The 22419-nt window shown below is 52.7% G+C and carries 20 protein-coding genes; 13 read left to right on the top strand and 7 right to left on the bottom strand.

Translation table 11 applies throughout. From position 1 onward, the window contains the following. Window positions 1-260: 260 nt before the first annotated feature. The 3 genes from carA (at window position 261) to caiF (ending at window position 5301) form a co-directional block, all read left to right on the top strand. Window positions 261-1409 carry a glutamine-hydrolyzing carbamoyl-phosphate synthase small subunit gene (gene carA / locus C4F37_RS08355; RefSeq protein WP_001540660.1) on the top strand — a complete coding sequence of 383 codons (1149 nt, stop codon included), beginning with the start codon at window positions 261-263 and terminating at the stop codon, window positions 1407-1409. A gap of 17 nt (window positions 1410-1426) precedes the next feature. After that, window positions 1427-4645 (top strand): carbamoyl-phosphate synthase large subunit, encoded by a 3219-nt coding sequence (gene carB, locus C4F37_RS08360; protein WP_001126336.1) that lies wholly within the window; start codon window positions 1427-1429, stop codon window positions 4643-4645. Window positions 4646-4905: 260 nt separating this feature from the next. Continuing rightward, the gene (gene caiF / locus C4F37_RS08370) at window positions 4906-5301 is read left to right on the top strand and encodes a carnitine metabolism transcriptional regulator CaiF (RefSeq protein WP_000333104.1); all 396 of its coding nucleotides are present in this window, start codon (window positions 4906-4908) and stop codon (window positions 5299-5301) included. Between the two features lie 118 nt (window positions 5302-5419). Here caiF and caiE read toward each other — a convergent pair whose 3' ends face one another. The 6 genes from caiE to caiT all read right to left on the bottom strand — a co-directional run bounded on the left by caiE (window position 5420) and on the right by caiT (window position 12558). Then, window positions 5420-6010, bottom strand: coding sequence for a carnitine operon protein CaiE (caiE, locus tag C4F37_RS08375; protein WP_000122880.1), 591 nt, complete (start codon window positions 6008-6010; stop codon window positions 5420-5422). Between the two features lie 5 nt (window positions 6011-6015). Beyond that, on the bottom strand, window positions 6016-6801 hold the full coding sequence (gene caiD / locus C4F37_RS08380; protein ID WP_000004399.1) for a crotonobetainyl-CoA hydratase: 786 nt from the start codon (window positions 6799-6801) through the stop codon (window positions 6016-6018). Between the two features lie 108 nt (window positions 6802-6909). Continuing rightward, window positions 6910-8463 carry a crotonobetaine/carnitine-CoA ligase gene (gene caiC / locus C4F37_RS08385; RefSeq protein WP_001298634.1) on the bottom strand — a complete coding sequence of 518 codons (1554 nt, stop codon included), beginning with the start codon at window positions 8461-8463 and terminating at the stop codon, window positions 6910-6912. A gap of 72 nt (window positions 8464-8535) precedes the next feature. Beyond that, the gene (gene caiB / locus C4F37_RS08390; protein WP_000349942.1) at window positions 8536-9753 is read right to left on the bottom strand and encodes an L-carnitine CoA-transferase; all 1218 of its coding nucleotides are present in this window, start codon (window positions 9751-9753) and stop codon (window positions 8536-8538) included. A gap of 117 nt (window positions 9754-9870) precedes the next feature. After that, window positions 9871-11013 carry a crotonobetainyl-CoA dehydrogenase gene (gene caiA / locus C4F37_RS08395; RefSeq protein WP_000347117.1) on the bottom strand — a complete coding sequence of 381 codons (1143 nt, stop codon included), beginning with the start codon at window positions 11011-11013 and terminating at the stop codon, window positions 9871-9873. Window positions 11014-11043: 30 nt separating this feature from the next. Continuing rightward, entirely contained in the window at window positions 11044-12558 is a 1515-nt protein-coding gene (gene caiT, locus C4F37_RS08400; RefSeq protein ID WP_000787104.1) for an L-carnitine/gamma-butyrobetaine antiporter, read from the bottom strand. Window positions 12559-13030: 472 nt separating this feature from the next. On the opposite strand from caiT, the gene C4F37_RS08405 reads away from it, so the two are divergent. The 10 genes from C4F37_RS08405 (at window position 13031) to C4F37_RS08450 (ending at window position 21568) form a co-directional block, all read left to right on the top strand. Further along, entirely contained in the window at window positions 13031-13801 is a 771-nt protein-coding gene (locus tag C4F37_RS08405; protein WP_000692229.1) for an electron transfer flavoprotein FixA, read from the top strand. Window positions 13802-13815: 14 nt separating this feature from the next. Next, complete coding sequence (locus tag C4F37_RS08410) at window positions 13816-14757, top strand: electron transfer flavoprotein subunit alpha/FixB family protein (RefSeq protein ID WP_001091515.1); 942 nt, start codon at window positions 13816-13818, stop codon at window positions 14755-14757. A 50-nt stretch (window positions 14758-14807) separates the two neighbouring features. Beyond that, complete coding sequence (locus C4F37_RS08415; RefSeq protein WP_001540661.1) at window positions 14808-16094, top strand: FAD-dependent oxidoreductase; 1287 nt, start codon at window positions 14808-14810, stop codon at window positions 16092-16094. Beyond that, the gene (gene fixX / locus C4F37_RS08420; RefSeq protein ID WP_000203741.1) at window positions 16091-16378 is read left to right on the top strand and encodes a ferredoxin-like protein FixX; all 288 of its coding nucleotides are present in this window, start codon (window positions 16091-16093) and stop codon (window positions 16376-16378) included. The genes C4F37_RS08415 and fixX overlap by 4 nt, the downstream gene beginning before the upstream one ends. A 58-nt stretch (window positions 16379-16436) precedes the next feature. Continuing rightward, the gene (locus C4F37_RS08425; protein ID WP_001183207.1) at window positions 16437-17768 is read left to right on the top strand and encodes an MFS transporter; all 1332 of its coding nucleotides are present in this window, start codon (window positions 16437-16439) and stop codon (window positions 17766-17768) included. A gap of 107 nt (window positions 17769-17875) precedes the next feature. Then, window positions 17876-18406 carry a glutathione-regulated potassium-efflux system oxidoreductase KefF gene (gene kefF / locus C4F37_RS08430; RefSeq protein WP_000600732.1) on the top strand — a complete coding sequence of 177 codons (531 nt, stop codon included), beginning with the start codon at window positions 17876-17878 and terminating at the stop codon, window positions 18404-18406. Beyond that, entirely contained in the window at window positions 18399-20261 is a 1863-nt protein-coding gene (kefC, locus tag C4F37_RS08435) for a glutathione-regulated potassium-efflux system protein KefC (protein WP_000377109.1), read from the top strand. Before kefF ends, kefC begins: the two co-directional genes overlap by 8 nt. Window positions 20262-20452: 191 nt before the next feature. Further along, window positions 20453-20932 carry a type 3 dihydrofolate reductase gene (gene folA / locus C4F37_RS08440; RefSeq protein ID WP_000624375.1) on the top strand — a complete coding sequence of 160 codons (480 nt, stop codon included), beginning with the start codon at window positions 20453-20455 and terminating at the stop codon, window positions 20930-20932. An 85-nt stretch (window positions 20933-21017) separates the two neighbouring features. Continuing rightward, window positions 21018-21251: a type II toxin-antitoxin system CcdA family antitoxin gene (locus tag C4F37_RS08445; RefSeq protein ID WP_000125568.1), complete on the top strand. Its 234-nt coding sequence runs from the start codon at window positions 21018-21020 to the stop codon at window positions 21249-21251. Between the two features lie 2 nt (window positions 21252-21253). Further along, a complete protein-coding gene (locus tag C4F37_RS08450) occupies window positions 21254-21568 on the top strand; it encodes a CcdB family protein (RefSeq protein ID WP_001160966.1) in 315 nt (104 codons plus the stop codon). Here the strand turns inward: C4F37_RS08450 and apaH are convergent. Next, the gene (gene apaH / locus C4F37_RS08455) at window positions 21565-22413 is read right to left on the bottom strand and encodes a bis(5'-nucleosyl)-tetraphosphatase (symmetrical) ApaH (RefSeq protein ID WP_000257181.1); all 849 of its coding nucleotides are present in this window, start codon (window positions 22411-22413) and stop codon (window positions 21565-21567) included. The genes C4F37_RS08450 and apaH overlap by 4 nt on opposite strands. Between the last annotated feature and the right edge of the window lie 6 nt (window positions 22414-22419).

The following is a 22419-nucleotide window of genomic DNA, read 5'->3' on the forward strand; positions in this document are numbered from 1 at the left end:
TTGATTTCATGCAATCTTCTTGCTGCGCAAGCGTTTTCCAGAACATGTTATATGATCTTTTTGTCGCTTAATGCCTGTAAAACATGCATGAGCCACAAAATAATATAAAAAATCCCGCCATTAAGTTGACTTTTAGCTCCCATATCTCCAGAATGCCGCCGTTTGCCAGAAATTCGTCGGTAAGCAGATTTGCATTGATTTACGTCATCATTGTGAATTAATATGCAAATAAAGTGAGTGAATATTCTCTGGAGGGTGTTTTGATTAAGTCAGCGCTATTGGTTCTGGAAGACGGAACCCAGTTTCACGGTCGGGCCATAGGGGCAACAGGTTCGGCGGTTGGGGAAGTCGTTTTCAATACTTCAATGACCGGTTATCAAGAAATCCTCACTGATCCTTCCTATTCTCGTCAAATCGTTACTCTTACTTATCCCCATATTGGCAATGTCGGCACTAATGACGCCGATGAAGAATCTTCTCAGGTTCATGCCCAAGGTCTGGTGATTCGCGACCTGCCGCTGATTGCCAGCAACTTCCGTAATACCGAAGACCTCTCTTCTTACCTGAAGCGCCATAACATCGTGGCGATTGCCGATATCGATACCCGTAAGCTGACGCGTTTACTGCGTGAGAAAGGTGCTCAGAATGGCTGCATTATTGCGGGTGACAACCCGGATGCGGCGCTGGCGTTAGAAAAAGCCCGCGCGTTCCCAGGTCTGAACGGCATGGATCTGGCAAAAGAAGTAACCACCGCAGAACCCTATAGCTGGACACAAGGGAGCTGGACACTGACCGGCGGCCTGCCAGAAGCGAAAAAAGAAGACGAGCTGCCGTACCACGTCGTGGCCTACGATTTCGGTGCCAAGTGCAACATCCTGCGTATGCTGGTGGATAGAGGCTGTCGCCTGACCATCGTTCCGGCGCAAACTTCTGCGGAAGATGTGCTGAAAATGAATCCAGACGGCATCTTCCTCTCCAACGGTCCTGGCGACCCGGCCCCGTGCGATTACGCCATTACCGCTATCCAGAAATTCCTCGAAACTGATATTCCGGTATTCGGCATCTGCCTCGGTCATCAGCTGCTGGCGCTGGCGAGCGGTGCGAAGACCATCAAAATGAAATTTGGTCACCACGGCGGCAACCATCCGGTTAAAGATGTTGAGAAAAATGTGGTGATGATCACCGCCCAGAACCACGGTTTTGCGGTGGATGAAGCAACATTACCTGCAAACCTGCGTGTCACACATAAATCCCTGTTCGACGGTACGTTACAGGGCATTCATCGTACCGATAAACCGGCGTTCAGCTTCCAGGGACACCCGGAAGCCAGCCCTGGTCCACACGACGCCGCGCCGTTGTTTGACCACTTTATCGCGTTAATTGAGCAGTACCGTAAAACCGCTAAGTAATCAGGAGTAAAAGAGCCATGCCAAAACGTACAGATATAAAAAGTATCCTGATTCTGGGTGCGGGCCCGATTGTTATCGGTCAGGCGTGTGAGTTTGACTACTCTGGCGCGCAAGCGTGTAAAGCCCTGCGTGAAGAGGGTTACCGCGTCATTCTCGTGAACTCCAACCCGGCGACTATCATGACCGACCCGGAAATGGCTGATGCAACCTACATCGAGCCGATTCACTGGGAAGTGGTACGCAAGATTATTGAAAAAGAGCGCCCGGACGCGGTGCTGCCAACCATGGGGGGGCAGACGGCGCTGAACTGTGCGCTGGAGCTTGAGCGTCAGGGCGTGCTGGAAGAGTTCGGCGTCACCATGATTGGTGCCACTGCCGATGCGATTGATAAAGCCGAAGACCGCCGCCGTTTCGACGTAGCGATGAAGAAAATCGGTCTGGAAACTGCGCGTTCCGGTATCGCTCATTCAATGGAAGAAGCGCTGGCGGTTGCCGCTGAAGTTGGCTTCCCGTGCATTATTCGCCCATCCTTTACCATGGGCGGTAGCGGTGGCGGTATCGCTTATAACCGTGAAGAATTTGAAGAAATTTGCGCCCGCGGTCTGGATCTTTCTCCGACTAAAGAGCTGCTGATTGATGAGTCGCTGATCGGCTGGAAAGAGTACGAGATGGAAGTGGTGCGTGATAAAAACGACAACTGCATCATCGTCTGCTCTATCGAAAACTTTGATGCGATGGGCATCCACACCGGTGACTCCATCACTGTCGCGCCAGCCCAAACGCTGACCGACAAAGAATATCAAATCATGCGTAACGCCTCGATGGCGGTACTGCGTGAAATCGGCGTTGAAACCGGTGGTTCCAACGTCCAGTTTGCGGTGAACCCGAAAAACGGTCGCCTGATTGTTATCGAAATGAACCCACGCGTGTCTCGCTCCTCTGCGCTGGCGTCGAAAGCCACTGGTTTCCCGATTGCCAAAGTGGCGGCGAAACTGGCGGTGGGTTACACCCTCGACGAGCTGATGAACGACATCACCGGTGGGCGTACTCCGGCCTCCTTCGAGCCGTCCATCGACTATGTGGTTACTAAAATTCCTCGCTTCAACTTCGAGAAATTCGCCGGTGCTAACGACCGTCTGACCACTCAGATGAAATCGGTTGGCGAAGTGATGGCGATTGGTCGCACGCAGCAGGAATCCCTACAAAAAGCGCTGCGCGGCCTGGAAGTGGGCGCAACTGGCTTCGATCCGAAAGTGAGTCTCGACGACCCGGAAGCGCTGACTAAAATCCGCCGCGAACTGAAAGATGCTGGCGCAGAGCGTATCTGGTATATCGCTGATGCCTTCCGCGCGGGCCTGTCTGTAGACGGTGTATTTAATTTGACCAACATTGACCGCTGGTTCCTGGTACAGATTGAAGAGCTGGTGCGTCTGGAAGAGAAAGTCGCAGAAGTGGGCATCACTGGCCTGCACGCTGAATTCCTGCGCCAGTTGAAACGCAAAGGCTTTGCCGATGCGCGTCTGGCTAAACTGGCGGGCGTGCGCGAAGCGGAAATCCGCAAGTTGCGCGACCAGTATGATCTGCACCCGGTTTACAAGCGCGTGGATACTTGTGCGGCAGAGTTCGCCACCGACACCGCTTACATGTACTCCACTTATGAAGAAGAGTGCGAATCCAACCCATCTGACCGTGACAAAATCATGGTCCTCGGCGGCGGCCCGAACCGTATCGGTCAGGGTATCGAATTCGACTACTGCTGTGTACACGCCTCGCTGGCGCTGCGTGAAGACGGTTACGAAACCATTATGGTTAACTGTAACCCGGAAACCGTCTCCACTGATTACGACACTTCCGACCGCCTCTACTTCGAGCCGGTAACTCTGGAAGACGTGCTGGAAATTGTGCGTATTGAGAAGCCGAAAGGCGTTATCGTCCAGTACGGCGGTCAGACCCCGCTGAAACTGGCGCGCGCGCTGGAAGCTGCTGGCGTACCGGTTATCGGTACCAGCCCGGATGCCATCGACCGTGCGGAAGACCGTGAACGCTTCCAGCATGCGGTTGAGCGTCTGAAACTGAAACAACCGGCGAACGCCACCGTTACCACCATCGAAATGGCGGTTGAGAAAGCGAAAGAGATTGGCTACCCGCTGGTGGTGCGTCCGTCTTACGTTCTCGGCGGTCGGGCGATGGAAATCGTCTATGACGAAGCTGACCTGCGTCGCTACTTCCAGACAGCGGTCAGCGTATCTAACGATGCGCCAGTGTTGCTGGACCACTTCCTTGATGACGCAGTAGAAGTTGACGTGGATGCCATCTGCGACGGCGAAATGGTGCTGATTGGCGGCATCATGGAGCACATCGAGCAGGCGGGCGTGCACTCCGGTGACTCCGCATGTTCGCTGCCAGCCTACACCTTAAGTCAGGAAATTCAGGATGTGATGCGCCAGCAGGTGCAGAAACTGGCCTTCGAATTGCAGGTGCGCGGCCTGATGAACGTGCAGTTTGCGGTGAAAAACAACGAAGTCTACCTGATTGAAGTTAACCCGCGTGCGGCGCGTACCGTTCCGTTTGTCTCCAAAGCCACCGGCGTACCGCTGGCAAAAGTGGCGGCGCGTGTGATGGCTGGCAAATCGCTGGCTGAGCAGGGCGTAACCAAAGAAGTTATCCCGCCGTACTACTCGGTGAAAGAAGTGGTGCTGCCGTTCAATAAATTCCCGGGCGTTGACCCGCTGTTAGGGCCAGAAATGCGCTCTACCGGGGAAGTCATGGGCGTGGGCCGCACCTTCGCTGAAGCGTTTGCCAAAGCGCAGCTGGGCAGCAACTCCACCATGAAGAAACACGGTCGTGCGCTGCTTTCCGTGCGCGAAGGCGATAAAGAACGCGTGGTGGACCTGGCGGCAAAACTGCTGAAACAGGGCTTCGAGCTGGATGCGACTCACGGCACGGCGATTGTGCTGGGCGAAGCGGGTATCAATCCGCGTCTGGTGAACAAGGTGCATGAAGGCCGTCCGCACATTCAGGACCGTATTAAGAATGGCGAATATACCTACATCATCAACACCACCTCAGGTCGTCGTGCGATTGAAGACTCCCGCGTGATCCGTCGCAGTGCGCTGCAATATAAAGTGCATTACGACACCACCCTGAACGGCGGCTTTGCCACCGCGATGGCGCTGAATGCCGATGCGACCGAAAAAGTAATTTCGGTGCAGGAAATGCACGCGCAGATCAAATAATAGCGTGTCATGGCGGATATTTTTCATCCGCTAATTTGATCGAATAACTAATACGGTTCTCTGATGAGGACCGTTTTTTTTGCCCATTAAGTAAATCTTTTGGGGAATCGATATTTTTGATGACATAAGCAGGATTTAGCTCACACTTATCGACGGTGAAGTTGCATACTATCGATATATCCACAATTTTAATATGGCCTTGTTTAATTGCTGCAAAACGAGTCATAGCCAGTCTTTTAATTTGTGAAACTGGAGTTCGTATGTGTGAAGGATGTGTTGAAAAACCACTCTATTTGTTAATCGCCGAATGGATGATGGCTGAAAACCGGTGGGTGATAGCAAGAGAGATCTCTATTCATTTCGATATTGAACACAGCAAGGCGGTTAATACCCTGACTTATATTCTGTCGGAAGTCACAGAAATAAGCTGCGAAGTTAAGATGATCCCTAATAAGCTGGAAGGGCGGGGATGCCAGTGCCAGCGACTGGTAAAAGTGGTTGATATCGATGAGCAAATTTACGCGCGCCTGCGCAATAACAGCCGGGATAAATTAGTCGGCGTAAGAAAGACGCCGCGTATTCCTGCCGTTCCGCTCACGGAACTTAACCGCGAGCAGAAGTGGCAGATGATGTTGTCAAAGAGTATGCGTCGTTAATGTCATTTCGTTGATACCGTGCGACCTGGTCGCTGGATGCGATGCTGGCGCATCTTATCCGGCCTACGGTTGCTTTACAGCCAGGTCGGATAAGGCGTTTATGCCGCATCCGACGATGTTACCGTTTCGGCGTCACATCCGTCGTCCCCTGCAAACGGGGGCGATTTTCCTCCATTTGCCTCAGTGGCTGCGTTTCATGTAACGCTGCATGACAGCGCCCGACAAGATCCTGATACTCTTTGGTATTCAACCGTTTCCAGTGTAACTCGTCGTCACTCACGCTGCGTACAGCGCGGGCTGGCGTACCCATCAACAACTGGCGTTTCTCGCCGCGAAAGCCCGCTTTGACAAAGCTCATAGCGGCAACAATGCTCTCTTCGCCAATGACCGCGCCATCCATAATCACGCTGTTCATCCCGACCAGTGCATCGCGACCAATCACACAACCATGCAGGATCGCTCCGTGCCCGATATGACCGTTTTCCCCAACGATGGTGTCAGTGTCGCAGTAGCCATGCATAATGCAGCCATCCTGAATATTGGCTCCCGCTTGCACGATCAACCGCCCGTAGTCACCACGCAGTGAGGCGAGTGGGCCGATGTAGACACCGGCTCCCACAATCACATCGCCAATCAATACTGCACTGGGATGGACAAACGCCGTCGGGTGAACAACCGGAATTAACCCCTCAAAGGCGTAATAGCTCACGGTTGTTAACGTCCTTTCCACACTGGATCGCGCTTCTCGGCAAACGCCAGCGGCCCTTCAATGGCATCCTCCGAATGCAGAACCGACGGATAGTGTTTCAACACGCCGCTGCGAATATAGCGATACGCTTCTTCTACCGGCATTTCACTGGTGGTGCGGTAGATCTCTTTCAGCGCCGCAATCGCCAGCGGAGCGCTGTTAACCAGCTGCTGCGCCAGTTCGCGGGCGTTATCCATCAGTTCCGCCTGGCTAACCACGCGGTTGACTACCCCCCAACGCAGCGCCTCTTCTGCGCCCATTCGTCTGCCGGTCATCACCATTTCATTGACGATGGCAGGCGGCAGGATCTTCGGCAGACGCAGCACGCCGCCGCTGTCAGGAACGATGCCCAGTTTGGCTTCCGGTAGGGCGAAGCTGGCGTTATCGGCACAAACAATAAAATCTGCCGCCAGCGCCAGTTCAAAGCCGCCGCCAAAGGCATAGCCGTTCACAGCGGCGATGACCGGTTTGTCGAGATTGAAAATTTCGGTTAATCCCGCAAAACCTCCCGGGCCAAAGTCAGCATCCGGTGCTTCGCCTTCTGCTGCCGCTTTTAAATCCCAGCCCGCGGAAAAGAATTTCTCTCCGGCACCGGTAATAATGGCGACACGTAATTGCGGATCGTCACGGAAATTTAGAAATACTTCGCCCATTTCAAAGCTGGTTTTTGCATCAATAGCATTCGCTTTTGGACGATCAAGGGTAATTTCCAGAATTGATCCATTGCGGGTCAGATGTAATGATTCACTCATTCCTTTTCTCCATTTTTGCTTTTTCAGGGACGACAACATCCCTGCAAAAAATGCATATTGTTTTAGAGCGTGATTATTAGCTGACAGGGTAGTTCCCTGCCGTTTCATTTATTTCAGATTCTTTCTAATTATTTTCCCCGAGCAATTACGTGGCAGATCTTTTCTGATCTCCAGATAAGAGGGCACTTTAAATTTCGCCATATTCTGTTCACAGAAGCAGAAGAATTCCTCTTCGCTCAATGTTTCACCTTCATTCAGCACCACAAATGCTTTGATGGCTTCATCGCGAATCGAATCTTTAATACCCACAACCACGATATCCTGAATTTTTGGATGGGTGGCGATGATATTTTCGAGCTCCACGCAGGAGACATTCTCGCCACCGCGTTTGATCATATTGCAGCGGCGATCGACGAAATAAAAAAAGCCCTCTTCGTCGCGGTATCCGGTATCGCCGGTATGTAGCCAGCCATCGGCTTCCAGCACTTTCGCAGTGGCTTTCGGGTTGAGAAAATACTCTTTGAAGATGGTTTTCCCTGGTACGCCTTTAATACAGATTTCACCGAGCTCACCAGCCGGGAGGGGACGATTGTGATCGTCGCGGATCTCCGCTTCGTAGCAAAAGCCCGCCCGACCAATCGACGGCCAGCGCCGTTTATCGCCAGGGCGATCGCCGATAATGCCCACAATGGTTTCCGTCATCCCATAAGACGTCAGCAAGCGAACGCTGAAGCGTTCACAAAACGCGTCTTTTTCCTGCTCCGACAGGTTGAGATAAAACATCACTTCCCGCAGGCGGTGTTGCTGATCGTTCGCTGAAAGCGGCTGCACCATCAACGTACGAATCATCATCGGAATACATTCGGTAATGGTGGCGCGGTACTTCTGCACCTGTCCCCAGAAGGCGCGGGCGCTGTATTTCTCGACCAGCACAAAGGTGGCCCCGGCAGAAAACGCCGCCATCGCCGCAGTACACTGGCAATCGATATGAAACGCAGGCATTACCGTCAGGTAGACGTCATCGTCACGCAGTGCACACTGCCAGGCGGAGTAATATCCAGCGAAGCGCAGGTTGTAATGAGTTATCACCACCCCTTTCGGTCGGGAGGTGGTGCCGGAGGTGAAGAGAATTTCCGCCGTATCGTCAGTCGATAGCGGCGGTGCATAGCACAAGGTGGCAGGTTGTTGATTTTTCAGTTGAGTAAACGAACTCACGCCATCATCAGCGGGAAGTACCATATCTGTCAGGCAAATGTGCCGCAACTGAGAGGCATCTTCCTGCTGAATCTGTTGATACATAGGATAAAATTGCGCACTGGTCACCAGCAGGCACGCCTGGCTATTTTGCAGGATCCACGTGCTTTCTTCGCGCAACAGGCGGGCGTTAATCGGCACCATAATCGCGCCAATTTTTGCCAACCCGAACCAGCAAAAGATAAATTCCGGGCAGTTGTCGAGATGTAGAGCAACCTTGTCGCCTTTGCGAATCCCCAGCGTATAAAACAGGTTTGCCGTGCGGTTAATCTCCTGATTTAACTCAAGATAACTATACCGGTTAACGACTCCGCTGCTGGATTCACAAATCAGCGCCGTTTTATGACCGTAAACGTCCGCCAGATCGTCCCACATTTGACGTAGATGTTGTCCGCCAATGATATCCATTGCACCTCTATCCATTTTGTTCGTTTGTTATTGGGCGGGCGCTAGTCAGGCAAGTTGACTGACGCCACGCGTTTAGTCCTCAACTTTGGCCAGACCTTTGCTGACCAACTCCTGAATGTCGTTTTCGCTGTAGCCGATATTTTTCAAAATGGCAGCCGTGTCCATGCCATGTGAGGGCATTCCGCGCCAGATTTGTCCGGGGTTATTTTTGAATTTCGGCATGATATTCGGCCCTTTGCAGGTGCGACCATCCATCGTTTGCCACTGAGTGATTGATTCGCGAGCCACATACTGTGGATTGCTTTCCAGTTCCGGCACGGTCAGTACTTTGGCACAGGCGATATTCAGTTCGGCAAAGCGTTCTTTAACTTCTGCGATGGTATGTGCCGCCAGCCAGGCATCGAGTTTCTCTTCTACCAGTGGGCCGTAAGGGCATTCGATACGGTGGATAAGCTGAGTGCCTTCCGGGATTTCCGGCGTACCGAGCAGGTGTGCGAGGCCAATATCTTTAAAGCACTCTGCAATTTGAGTAATGCCCACCAGTTCCATCACGATGTAGCCGTCGGCGCATTTATACAGACCGCAACCGGCGTAGTAGGGATCTTTACCTTTGGTCATGCGCGGGCACATTTCGCCGCCGTTGAAGTAATCCATCATGAAGTACTGGCCCATACGCAGCATCACTTCATACATGGCGATGTCGATGCTTTCGCCTTTGCCGGTTTCACGCACTTTATGCAGTGCTGCCAGCGCCGCCGTGGTGGCAGTCAGGCCAGAAAAGTAATCGGCGGTATACGGGAAGGCAGGCATTGGCTGGTCAACATCACCGTTCTGAATCAGGTAACCACTGAAGGCCTGGGCGATAGTGTTATAGGCCGGAAGATTGGTGTACTCCTCGGTGCCGTACTGACCAAAACCGGACAGATGAGCGATAACCAGTTTTGGGTTGTGCTGCCACAGGACTTCATCGGTAATGCCACGACGGGCAAAGGCCGGACCTTTACTGGCTTCGATGAAGATATCGGTGGTTTCCATTAATTTCAGAAACGCTTCGCGCCCTTCATCTTTGAAAATATTTAACGACAGCGCGTGCAAATTGCGGCGGGAGAGCTGCGGGTAGTTCGGTTGAACGCGAATGGTGTCGGCCCAGGCGACGTTCTCGATCCAGATAACTTCCGCGCCCCATTCTGCGAACATTTGTCCGGCAAACGGTCCGGCGATTTCGATACCGGAGAAGACAACGCGCAATCCGGCCAGCGGTCCGAATTTCGGCATGGGTAGATGATCCATTATTAGCTCCTGAAAAATTTATGTAGCGCATGACTGCCGGATGCGGCGTAAACGCCTTATCCGGCCTACCGTCGGCCTGATAAGACGCGTCAGCGTCGCATCAGGCAGCGCACGGACTTAGCGGTATTGCTTCAGCACCGCGCGACCCAGCGTCAGGATCTGCATTTCGTCAGATCCCCCGGAGACGCGGTCTACACGCAGGTCACGCCAGAAGCGGCTGATGCGGTGGTTGCCCGCAATCCCGACACCGCCCAGCACCTGCATTGCGCTATCCACAACTTCAAATGCCGCATTGGCGCAGAAGTATTTGCACATCGCTGCATCGCCAGAGGTGATGGTGCCGTTGTCTGCTTTCCACGCTGCTTCATACAGCATGTTTTTCATGGAGTTTAATTTGATCGCCATGTGGGCGAATTTTTCCTGAATCAACTGGAAACGACCAATAGCCTCGCCAAACTGCACGCGCTGGTTGGCGTAGCGCGCCGCATCTTCAAAGGCGCACATCGCCGTACCGTAGTTGGTCAGGGCTACCAGGAAACGTTCATGGTCGAACTCTTCTTTGACGCGGTTAAAGCCGTTACCTTCCCGACCGAACATGTCTTTCTCGTCCAGTTCCACGTCGTCAAAAGTGATTTCACAGCAGCTATCCATACGCAGACCGAGCTTTTCAAGTTTGGTCACTTTGATGCCCGGTTTGCTCATATCAACAAACCATTCGGTGTAGACAGGTTTGTCCGGAGAAGCCCCGTCGCGCGCCATCACCACGATGTACGGGGTGTAGGCGCTACTGGTAATAAAACACTTACTACCATTAAGATAAATCTTACCATTTCTACGGGTATAAGTCGTTTTCAGGCTACCCACGTCGGAGCCTGCGCCCGGTTCGGTAATCGCTGAGTTCCACATCTGCTTACCGGTGCCGCGGAAAGCCATGATCTTGTCGATCTGCTCTTGCGTACCTTCACGCAGGAAGGTGTTAAACCCGCCCGGTAACTGATACAGCACGTAAGTTGGCGCTCCCAGACGACCCAGTTCCATCCACACGGCGGCGAGAGTAACAAACCCCGCGTCCAGACCACCGTGTTCTTCCGGGATCAGCAGACTGTCGATACCCATATCCGCCAGGGCTTTGACAAAACGTTCCGGGTAGACGCTGTCACGGTCGCACTCGGCAAAATAGGCCTCCCAGTTTTCGCTGGCCATCAGTTCGCGGATACCGGCGACAAACAGTTCCTGCTCATCATTTAAATTAAAATCCATCTTTCAACCTCTTGATATTTGGGTGGTTAATTAATCTTTCCAGTTCTGTTTCGCGTCTTTAATAAAGGAGAGCGTCACCATGATGTTGACGAAGAACAGCGGGCATCCTCCGGCGATAATGGCGGTTTGAATCGGTTTCAGGCCGCCGAGCGCCAGCAGAACAATGCCGATAATGCCAACCAGAACTGACCAACCAATGCGCACTAGCAGCGGGGGTTCTTCGCCGTCACGCACTTCGCGGCAAGTGGACATCGCCAGGGTATAAGAGCAGGCGTTAACCAGCGTAACGGTGGCAATAAAGCAGAGGATGAAGAAGCCCCACATGGTGGCGGTGCTGAGTGGCAGAGCGGCCCAGGTTTCGATGATGGCGCGCGCCACACCGTACTGTTCGATCAGATTTGGAATGTTGATGATGTTTTTATCTATCAACAGCAGAGTGTTACTACCGAGTACAGTCCACAGGATCCAGGTTGACGCTGTCAGCCCCAGCACCATGCCGAAGCACAGTTCACGCACGGTACGACCACGGGAGATGCGGGCGAGGAAGATGCTCATCTGGATAGCGTAAATCACCCACCATGCCCAGTAGAACACGGTCCAGCCCTGCGGAAAGCCGCCTTTAGCGATGGGATCGGTATAGAACAACATGCGCGGCAGATACATCAGTAACATCCCCACCGAATCGGTGAAGTAGTTCATGATGAAGCTGGCACCGCTGACGATGAACACCCAACCCAGCATCAGGAAGCTCAGGTAACTACGCACGTCACTGGCGATACGTACCCCTTTTTGCAGACCGCAAGCGACGCAAATGGCGTTGAGGATAATCCAGCAGGTAATGATGATAGCGTCCAGTTGCAGGGTATGCGGAATGCCAAACAACCATTGCATACACTCGGTCACCAGCGGCGTGGCAAGGCCCAGACTGGTACCCATCGCGAAGATCAAGGCGACGAGATAGAAGTTGTCGACGATAGTGCCGAACAACCCTTTGGCGTGTTTTTCACCTACCAGCGGCACCAGGGTGGAGCTGGGGCGAATCACTTCCATTTTGCGGACAAAGAAGAAGTAAGCGAAGGCGACTGAAAGGAAGCTGTAAGTGGCCCACGGCAGAGGTCCCCAGTGGAACAAGCTGTAAGCCAGCCCCAACTCTTTCGCGCCTGTTGAGTTCGGTTCTAAGCCAAACGGCGGGGTGGAGATGTAGTAGTAGATCTCAATCGATCCCCAGAACAGTACGGCAGCAGACGTACAGGAGGCGAACATCATAAAGATCCAACTGGCGGTACTAAATTCTGGTGGTTCGTTACCTAAACGCTTTTTGGCATACGGGCCAAACACCAGCCAGAACCAGCCGAAAAGCATCACCACCATATACCATTCAAATGCCCATCCCCATACATTGGTGACGTAACTGAATACAGCATTAATAACGACATTCGCCGCATCCAGATCTCTGACTGTAAGCCAACAAAGTATGCCGACGATTATTAACGGCGGAAAGAAAACCTTCGGTTCTATTCCCGTTTTTCTCTTTTCATTCTTCATGAGTTAATTCCACTGTGAAAACGAATATTTATTTTGCGTTCCCGTTTGTTTTATTTTTGTTAACATTTAATATAATTATTATTAACCTCGTGGACGCGTTAATGGCTAACTCATAATGGGTATTCAATAAGCTGCATTCTGTGATTGTTATCACATTTTTGTTTCGGGTGAATAGAGGGCATTTTTTCGTTAATTTTGATTATTAATCAGTTTGTTATGTTCTGTTGTGAGTAAAAAAATAGCATCTGACTTTCAATATTGGTGATCCATAAAACAATATTGAAAATTTCTTTTTTCTACGCCATGTTTTCAATATTGGTGAGGAGCTTAACAATATTGAAAGTTGGATTTATCTGCGTGTGACATTTTCAATATTGGTGATTAAAGTTTTATTTCCAAATTAAAGGGCGTGATATCTGTAATTAACACCACCGATATGAACGACGTTTCCTTCATGATTTCTGGAGATGCAATGAAGATTATTACTTGCTATAAGTGCGTGCCTGATGAACAGGATATTGCGGTCAATAATGCTGATGGTTCGTTAGACTTCAGCAAAGCCGATGCCAAAATAAGCCAATACGATCTCAACGCTATTGAAGCGGCTTGCCAGCTAAAGCAACAGGCAGTAGAGGCGCAGGTGACGGCCTTAAGTGTGGGCGGTAAAGCCCTGACCAACGCCAAAGGGCGTAAAGATGTGCTATCGCGCGGTCCGGATGAACTGATTGTGGTGATTGATGACCAGTTCGAGCAGGCACTGCCGCAACAAACGGCGAGCGTACTGGCTGCTGCCGCTCAGAAAGCAGGCTTTGATTTGATCCTCTGTGGCGATGGTTCTTCCGACCTTTATGCCCAGCAGGTTGGTTTGCTAGTAGGCGAAATCCTTAATATTCCGGCAGTTAACGGCGTCAGCAAAATTATCTCCCTGACGGCAGATACCCTCACCGTTGAGCGCGAACTGGAAGATGAAACAGAAACCTTAAGCATTCCGCTGCCTGCGGTTGTTGCTGTTTCCACTGATATCAACTCCCCACAAATTCCTTCGATGAAAGCCATTCTCGGCGCGGCGAAAAAGCCAGTCCAGGTATGGTCGGCGGCGGATATCGGTTTTAACGCAGAGGCAGCCTGGTCAGAACAACAGGTTGCCGCGCCGAAACAGCGCGAGCGTCAGCGCATCGTGATTGAAGGCGACGGCGAAGAACAGATCGCCGCATTTGCTGAAAATCTTCGCAAAGTCATTTAATTACAGGGGATGCTATGAACACGTTTTCTCAAGTCTGGGTATTCAGCGATACCCCTTCTCGTCTGCCGGAACTGATGAACGGTGCGCAGGCTTTAGCTAATCAAATCAACACGTTCGTCCTCAATGATGCCGACGGCGCACAGGCAATCCAGCTCGGCGCTAATCATGTCTGGAAATTAAGCGGCAAACCGGACGAGCGGATGATCGAAGATTACGCCGGTGTCATGGCTGACACTATTCGCCAGCACGGCGCAGACGGTCTGGTGCTGTTGCCAAACACCCGTCGCGGCAAATTACTGGCGGCGAAACTGGGTTACCGCCTTAACGCGGCGGTGTCTAACGATGCCAGCGCTGTTAGCGTGCAGGACGGTAAAGCGACAGTGAAACACATGGTTTACGGCGGTCTGGCGATTGGCGAAGAACGCATTGCCACGCCGTATGCGGTTCTGACCATCAGCAGCGGCACGTTCGATGTGGCTCAGCCAGACGCGTCACGCACTGGCGAAACGCACACCGTGGAGTGGCAGGCTCCGGCTGTGGCGATTACCCGCACGGCAACCCAGGCGCGTCAGAGCAACAGCGTCGATCTCGACAAAGCCCGCCTGGTGGTCAGCGTTGGTCGCGGTATTGGCAGCAAAGAGAACATTGCGCTGGCAGAACAGCTTTGCAAGGCGATAGGTGCGGAGTTGGCCTGTTCTCGTCCGGTGGCGGAAAACGAAAAATGGATGGAGCACGAACGCTATGTCGGTATCTCCAACCTGATGCTGAAACCTGAACTGTACCTGGCGGTGGGGATCTCCGGGCAGATCCAGCACATGGTTGGCGCTAATGCGTCGCAAACCATTTTCGCCATCAACAAAGATAAAAATGCGCCGATCTTCCAGTACGCGGATTACGGCATTGTTGGCGACGCCGTGAAGATCCTTCCGGCACTGACCGCAGCTTTAGCGCGTTGATCCACTCTGGCAGGGCTGCATTTTGGCCCTGCCGCTGACAGGGAGCTCTTATGTTCGAAGATATCTTTGACGCCATCATCGTCGGTGCAGGGCTTGCCGGTTCGGTTGCCGCACTGGTGCTCGCCCGCGAAGGTGCGCAAGTGTTAGTTATCGAGCGAGGCAATTCCGCAGGTGCCAAGAACGTCACCGGCGGGCGTCTCTATGCCCACAGTCTGGAACACATTATTCCTGGTTTCGCTGACTCCGCCCCCGTAGAACGCCTGATCACCCATGAAAAACTTGCGTTTATGACGGAAAAGTCAGCGATGACTATGGACTACTGCAATGGCGACGAAACCTCGCCATCCCAGCGTTCTTACTCCGTTTTACGCAGTAAATTTGATGCCTGGCTGATGGAGCAGGCCGAAGAAGCGGGCGCGCAGTTAATTACCGGGATCCGCGTCGATAACCTCGTACAGCGCGATGGCAAAGTCGTCGGTGTAGAAGCCGATGGCGATGTGATTGAAGCGAAAACGGTGATCCTTGCTGATGGGGTGAATTCCATCCTTGCCGAAAAGCTGGGGATGGCAAAACGCGTTAAACCGACGGATGTGGCAGTTGGCGTGAAGGAACTGATCGAGTTACCGAAGTCGGTTATTGAAGACCGTTTTCAGTTGCAGGGTAATCAGGGCGCGGCTTGCCTGTTTGCGGGATCACCCACCGATGGCCTGATGGGAGGTGGCTTCCTTTATACCAATGAAAATACCCTGTCGCTGGGGCTGGTTTGTGGTTTGCATCATCTGCATGACGCAAAAAAATCGGTGCCGCAAATGCTGGAAGATTTCAAACAACATCCGGCCGTTGCACCGCTGATCGCGGGCGGCAAGCTGGTGGAATATTCCGCTCACGTAGTGCCGGAAGCGGGCATCAACATGCTGCCGGAGCTGGTCGGTGACGGCGTATTGATTGCTGGTGATGCCGCCGGAATGTGTATGAACCTCGGTTTTACCATTCGCGGTATGGATCTGGCGATTGCCGCCGGGGAAGCAGCAGCAAAAACTGTGCTTTCAGCGATGAAAAGCGACGATTTCAGTAAGCAAAAACTCGCGGAATATCGTCAGCATCTTGAGAGTGGCCCGCTGCGCGATATGCGCATGTACCAGAAACTACCGGCGTTTCTTGATAACCCACGCATGTTTAGCGGCTACCCGGAACTGGCGGTGGGCGTGGCGCGTGACCTGTTCACCATTGACGGCAGTGCGCCGGAACTGATGCGCAAGAAAATCCTCCGCCACGGCAAGAAAGTGGGCTTCATCAATCTGATCAAGGATGGCATGAAAGGAGTGACCGTTTTATGACTTCTCCCGTCAATGTGGACGTCAAACTGGGCGTCAATAAATTCAATGTCGATGAAGAGCATCCGCACATCGTTGTGAAGGCCGATGCTGATAAACAGGCCCTGGAGCTGCTGGTGAAAGCGTGCCCCGCAGGTCTGTACAAGAAGCAGGATGACGGCAGTGTGCGCTTCGATTACGCCGGATGTCTGGAGTGCGGCACCTGTCGCATTCTGGGGCTGGGGTCGGCGCTGGAACAGTGGGAATACCCGCGCGGCACCTTTGGTGTGGAGTTCCGTTACGGCTGATGTTGGTTTGATACGTAATGCCGTACTGACTCTCATTGCAAAAAAACAGGAATAACCCATGCAACCGTCCAGAAACTTTGATGATCTTAAATTCTCCTCTATTCACCGCCGCATTTTGCTGTGGGGAAGCGGTGGTCCGTTTCTGGATGGTTATGTACTGGTAATGATTGGCGTGGCGCTGGAGCAACTGACTCCGGCGCTGAAACTGGACGCTGACTGGATTGGCTTGCTGGGCGCGGGAACGCTCGCCGGGCTGTTCGTTGGCACATCGCTGTTTGGCTATATCTCCGATAAAGTCGGACGGCGCAAAATGTTCCTCATTGATATCATCGCCATCGGCGTGATATCGGTGGCGACGATGTTTGTCTCATCCCCCGTCGAACTGTTGGTGATGCGGGTACTTATCGGCATTGTTATCGGTGCGGATTATCCCATCGCCACCTCAATGATCACCGAGTTCTCCAGTACCCGTCAGCGGGCATTTTCCATCAGCTTTATTGCCGCGATGTGGTATGTCGGCGCGACCTGCGCCGATTTGGTCGGCTATTGGCTTTATGATGTGGAAGGCGGCTGGCGCTGGATGCTGGGTAGCGCAGCGATTCCCTGTTTGTTGATTTTGATTGGTCGATTCGAACTGCCTGAATCTCCCCGCTGGTTGTTACGCAAAGGGCGAGTAAAAGAGTGCGAAGAGATGATGATAAAACTGTTTGGCGAACCGGTGGCTTTCGAGGAAGAGCAGCCGCAGCAAACCCGTTTTCGCGATCTGTTTAATCGCCGCCATTTTCCTTTTGTTCTGTTTGTTGCCGCCATCTGGACCTGCCAGGTGATCCCAATGTTCGCCATTTACACCTTTGGCCCGCAAATCGTTGGTTTGTTGGGATTGGGGGTTGGCAAAAACGCGGCGCTGGGGAACGTGGTGATTAGCCTGTTCTTTATGCTCGGCTGTATTCCGCCGATGCTGTGGCTAAACACTGCCGGACGGCGTCCATTGTTGATTGGCAGCTTTGCCATGATGACGCTGGCGCTGGCGGTTTTGGGGCTGATCCCGGATATGGGGATCTGGCTGGTGGTAATGGCGTTTGCGGTGTATGCCTTTTTCTCCGGTGGGCCGGGTAATTTGCAGTGGCTTTATCCTAATGAACTCTTCCCGACGGATATCCGCGCCTCTGCCGTGGGCGTGATTATGTCCTTAAGCCGTATTGGCACTATTGTATCGACCTGGGCACTGCCGATCTTTATCAATAATTACGGTATCAGTAACACGATGCTAATGGGGGCGGGTATCTCGCTATTTGGCTTGTTGATTTCCGTAGCGTTTGCCCCGGAGACTCGAGGGATGTCACTGGCGCAGACCAGCAATATGACGATCCGCGGGCAGAGAATGGGGTAATTTGTTCAGATTTCTCTCTTTTCTGAATCAATATTATTGACTATAAGCTGCGTGAATATATGACTACACTTTGTGGGAAAACAAAGGCGTAATCACGCGGGCTACCTATGATTCTTATAATTTATGCGCATCCATATCCGCATCATTCCCATGCGAATAAACGGATGCTTGAACAGGCAAGGACGCTGGAAGGCGTCGAAATTCGCTCTCTTTATCAACTCTATCCTGACTTCAATATCGACATTGCCGCCGAACAGGAGGCGCTGTCTCGTGCCGATCTGATCGTCTGGCAGCACCCGATGCAGTGGTACAGCATTCCTCCGCTCCTCAAACTTTGGATCGATAAAGTCTTCTCGCACGGCTGGGCTTACGGTCACGGCGGCACGGCGCTGCATGGCAAACATTTACTGTGGGCGGTGACGACCGGCGGTGGGGAAAGCCATTTTGAGATTGGCACGCATCCGGGGTTTGATGTGCTGTCGCAGCCGCTACAGGCGACGGCAATCTACTGCGGGCTGAACTGGCTGCCACCGTTTGCCATGCACTGCACCTTTATTTGTGACGACGAAACCCTCGAAGGGCAGGCGCGTCACTATAAGCAACGTCTGCTGGAATGGCAGGAGGCACATCATGGATAGTCATACCTTGATTCAGGCGCTGATTTATCTCGGTTCGGCGGCGCTGATTGTACCCATTGCAGTACGCCTCGGTCTGGGATCGGTACTTGGCTACCTGATAGCAGGCTGCATTATTGGCCCGTGGGGGCTGCGACTGGTGACCGATGCCGAATCTATTCTGCACTTTGCCGAGATTGGCGTGGTGCTGATGCTGTTTATTATCGGCCTCGAACTCGATCCACAAAGGCTGTGGAAGCTGCGTGCGGCAGTGTTCGGCGGTGGCGCATTGCAGATGGTGATTTGCGGCGGCCTGCTGGGGCTGTTCTGCATGTTACTTGGGCTGCGCTGGCAGGTAGCGGAATTGATCGGCATGACGCTGGCGCTCTCCTCTACGGCAATTGCCATGCAGGCGATGAATGAACGCAATCTGATGGTGACGCAAATGGGCCGCAGTGCCTTTGCGGTGCTGCTGTTCCAGGATATCGCGGCGATCCCGCTGGTGGCGATGATCCCGCTACTGGCGGCGAGCAATGCCTCGACGACGATGGGCGCATTTGCTCTCTCGGCGTTAAAAGTGGCGGGTGCGCTGGTGCTGGTGGTATTGCTGGGGCGCTATGTCACGCGTCCGGCGCTGCGTTTTGTAGCCCGCTCTGGCTTGCGGGAAGTGTTTAGTGCCGTGGCGTTATTCCTCGTGTTTGGCTTTGGTTTGCTGCTGGAAGAGGTCGGCTTGTCGATGGCGATGGGCGCGTTTCTGGCGGGCGTACTGCTGGCAAGCTCGGAATACCGTCATGCGCTGGAAAGCGATATCGAACCATTTAAAGGTTTGCTGCTGGGGCTGTTTTTCATCGGCGTTGGCATGTCGATAGACTTTGGCACGCTGCTTGAAAATCCGTTGCGCATTGTTATTTTGCTGCTCGGCTTCCTCATCATCAAAATCGCCATGCTGTGGCTGATTGCCCGACCGTTGCAGGTGCCAAATAAACAGCGTCGCTGGTTTGCGGTGCTGTTAGGACAGGGCAGTGAGTTTGCCTTTGTAGTATTTGGTGCGGCGCAGATGGCGAATGTGCTGGAGCCAGAGTGGGCGAAATCGCTGACCCTGGCGGTGGCACTGTCGATGGCGGCAACGCCGATTCTGCTGGTGATCCTCAATCGCCTTGAGCAATCTTCTACTGAAGAGGCGCGTGAAGCCGATGAGATCGACGAAGAACAGCCGCGGGTAATCATTGCCGGATTCGGGCGTTTTGGGCAGATAACCGGACGTTTACTGCTCTCCAGCGGGGTGAAAATGGTGGTGCTCGATCACGACCCGGACCATATCGAAACGCTGCGTAAATTCGGTATGAAAGTGTTTTATGGCGATGCCACGCGGATGGATTTACTGGAATCTGCCGGAGCGGCGAAAGCGGAAGTGCTGATTAACGCCATCGACGATCCGCAAACCAACCTGCAACTGACGGAGATGGTGAAAGAACATTTCCCACATTTGCAGATTATTGCCCGCGCCCGCGATGTCGACCACTACATTCGTTTGCGTCAGGCAGGCGTTGAAAAGCCGGAGCGTGAAACCTTCGAAGGTGCGCTGAAAACCGGGCGTCTGGCACTGGAAAGTTTAGGTCTGGGGCCGTATGAAGCGCGAGAACGCGCCGATGTGTTCCGCCGCTTTAATATTCAGATGGTGGAAGAGATGGCAATGGTTGAGAACGACACCAAAGCCCGTGCGGCGGTCTATAAACGCACCAGCGCGATGTTAAGTGAGATCATTACCGAAGACCGTGAACATCTGTCATTAATTCAACGACATGGCTGGCAGGGAACCGAAGAAGGGAAACATACTGGCAATATGGCGGATGAACCGGAAACGAAGCCCTCATCCTAATAAAGAGTGACGTAAATCACGCTTTACAGCTAACTGTTTGTTTTTGTTTCATTGTAATGCGGCGAGTCCAGGGAGAGAGCGTGGACTCGCCAGCAGAATATAAAATTTTCCTCAACATCATCCTCGCACCAGTCGACGACGGTTTACGCTTTACGTATAGTGGCGACAATTTTTTTTATCGGGAAATCTCAATGATCAGTCTGATTGCGGCGTTAGCGGTAGATCGCGTTATCGGCATGGAAAACGCCATGCCGTGGAACCTGCCTGCCGATCTCGCCTGGTTTAAACGCAACACTTTAAATAAACCCGTGATTATGGGCCGCCATACCTGGGAATCCATCGGTCGTCCGTTGCCAGGACGCAAAAATATTATTCTCAGCAGTCAACCGGGTACGGACGATCGCGTAACGTGGGTGAAGTCGGTGGATGAAGCCATTGCGGCGTGTGGTGACGTACCAGAAATCATGGTGATTGGCGGCGGTCGCGTTTATGAGCAGTTCCTGCCGAAAGCGCAAAAACTGTATCTGACGCATATCGACGCGGAAGTGGAAGGCGACACCCATTTCCCGGATTACGAGCCGGATGACTGGGAATCGGTATTCAGCGAATTCCACGACGCTGATGCGCAGAACTCTCATAGCTATTGCTTTGAGATTCTGGAGCGGCGGTAATTTCGTATATTAGAATTCCGGCATCACTGATACGTGCAGATATCCGTGTATACTAGACGTATAAATTGTACAGGAGCACGAGATCATGACTGCAAAACGTACCACACAAAGTGTGACCGTCACCGTCGACCGTGAGTTAGTCAATCGCGCTCGTGATGCAGGCTTAAATATGAGCGCCACCCTTACGGTTGCGCTCAATGCTGAACTTAAAAAACATGCAGCAACACGTTGGCGTGAAGAGAACACAGAAGCTATCGCTGCGTTAAATCAATTGGCTGATGAAACCGGATGTTTCTCTGATGAGTACCGGAGCTTCTAGCGATGCAATTTACGGTATACCGCAGTCGCGGCAGGAACGCCGCGTTTCCCTTTGTTATTGATGTTACCAGCGACATTATTGGTGAGATTAATCGCCGTATCGTTATTCCATTAACACCTATTGAACGATTTAGCCGTATTCGCCCACCAGAACGGCTTAACCCAATCCTTTTACTGGTAGACGGCAAAGAATATGTGCTCATGACGCATGAGACTGCAACTGTTCCAGTTAACGCGCTGGGAACGAAATTTTGCGATGCCAGCGCGCACCGAACGTTGATTAAAGGAGCATTAGATTTTATGCTCGACGGGATTTAAGACGCTACCGCCTCTCCCTCACTCAAATCCTTATGCCGGTTCGACGGCTGGACAAAATACTGTTTATCTTCCCAGCGCAGGCAGGTTAATGTACCACCCCAGCAGCAGCCGGTATCCAGCGCGTAAATACCTTCCGGCGTACCTTTGCCTTCCAGCGATGCCCAGTGACCAAAGGCGATGTTGTACTCTTCAGCGACGGGGCCAGGAATCGCAAACCACGGTTTCAGTGGGGCAGGGGCCTCTTCCGGCGATTCTTTGCTGTACATATCCAGTTGACCGTTCGGGAAGCAAAAACGCATACGGGTAAAGGCGTTGGTGATAAAACGCAGTCTTCCCAGCCCCCGCAATTCCGGTGACCAGTTATTTGGCATATCGCCGTACATGGCATCAAGAAAGAAGGGATAGGAGTCACTCGACAGCACCGCTTCTACATCGCGCGCGCACTCTTTGGCGGTCTGCAGATCCCACTGCGGCGTGATCCCGGCGTGGGCCATCACCAACTTTTTCTCTTCGTCGATTTGCAGCAAAGGCTGGCGACGCAGCCAGTTAAGCAGCTCGTCGGCATCCGGCGCTTCCAGCAGCGGTGTCAGGCGATCTTTCGGTTTATTGCGGCTGATCCCGGCAAATACCGCCAGCAGATGCAGATCGTGATTACCCAGCACCAGACGTACGCTGTCGCCTAAGGATTTCACATAGCGCAGAACATCCAGCGAACCCGGGCCGCGCGCGACCAGATCGCCCGTCAGCCAGAGGGTATCTTTCCCAGGGGTAAATTCTACTTTATGCAGCAATGCGATCAGTTCATCGTAACAACCATGAACGTCGCCAATAAGGTATGTCGCCATATTCTT

It is taken from the genome of Escherichia sp. R1 (assembly GCF_003000935.1).
Lineage (GTDB): Bacteria > Pseudomonadota > Gammaproteobacteria > Enterobacterales > Enterobacteriaceae > Escherichia > Escherichia coli.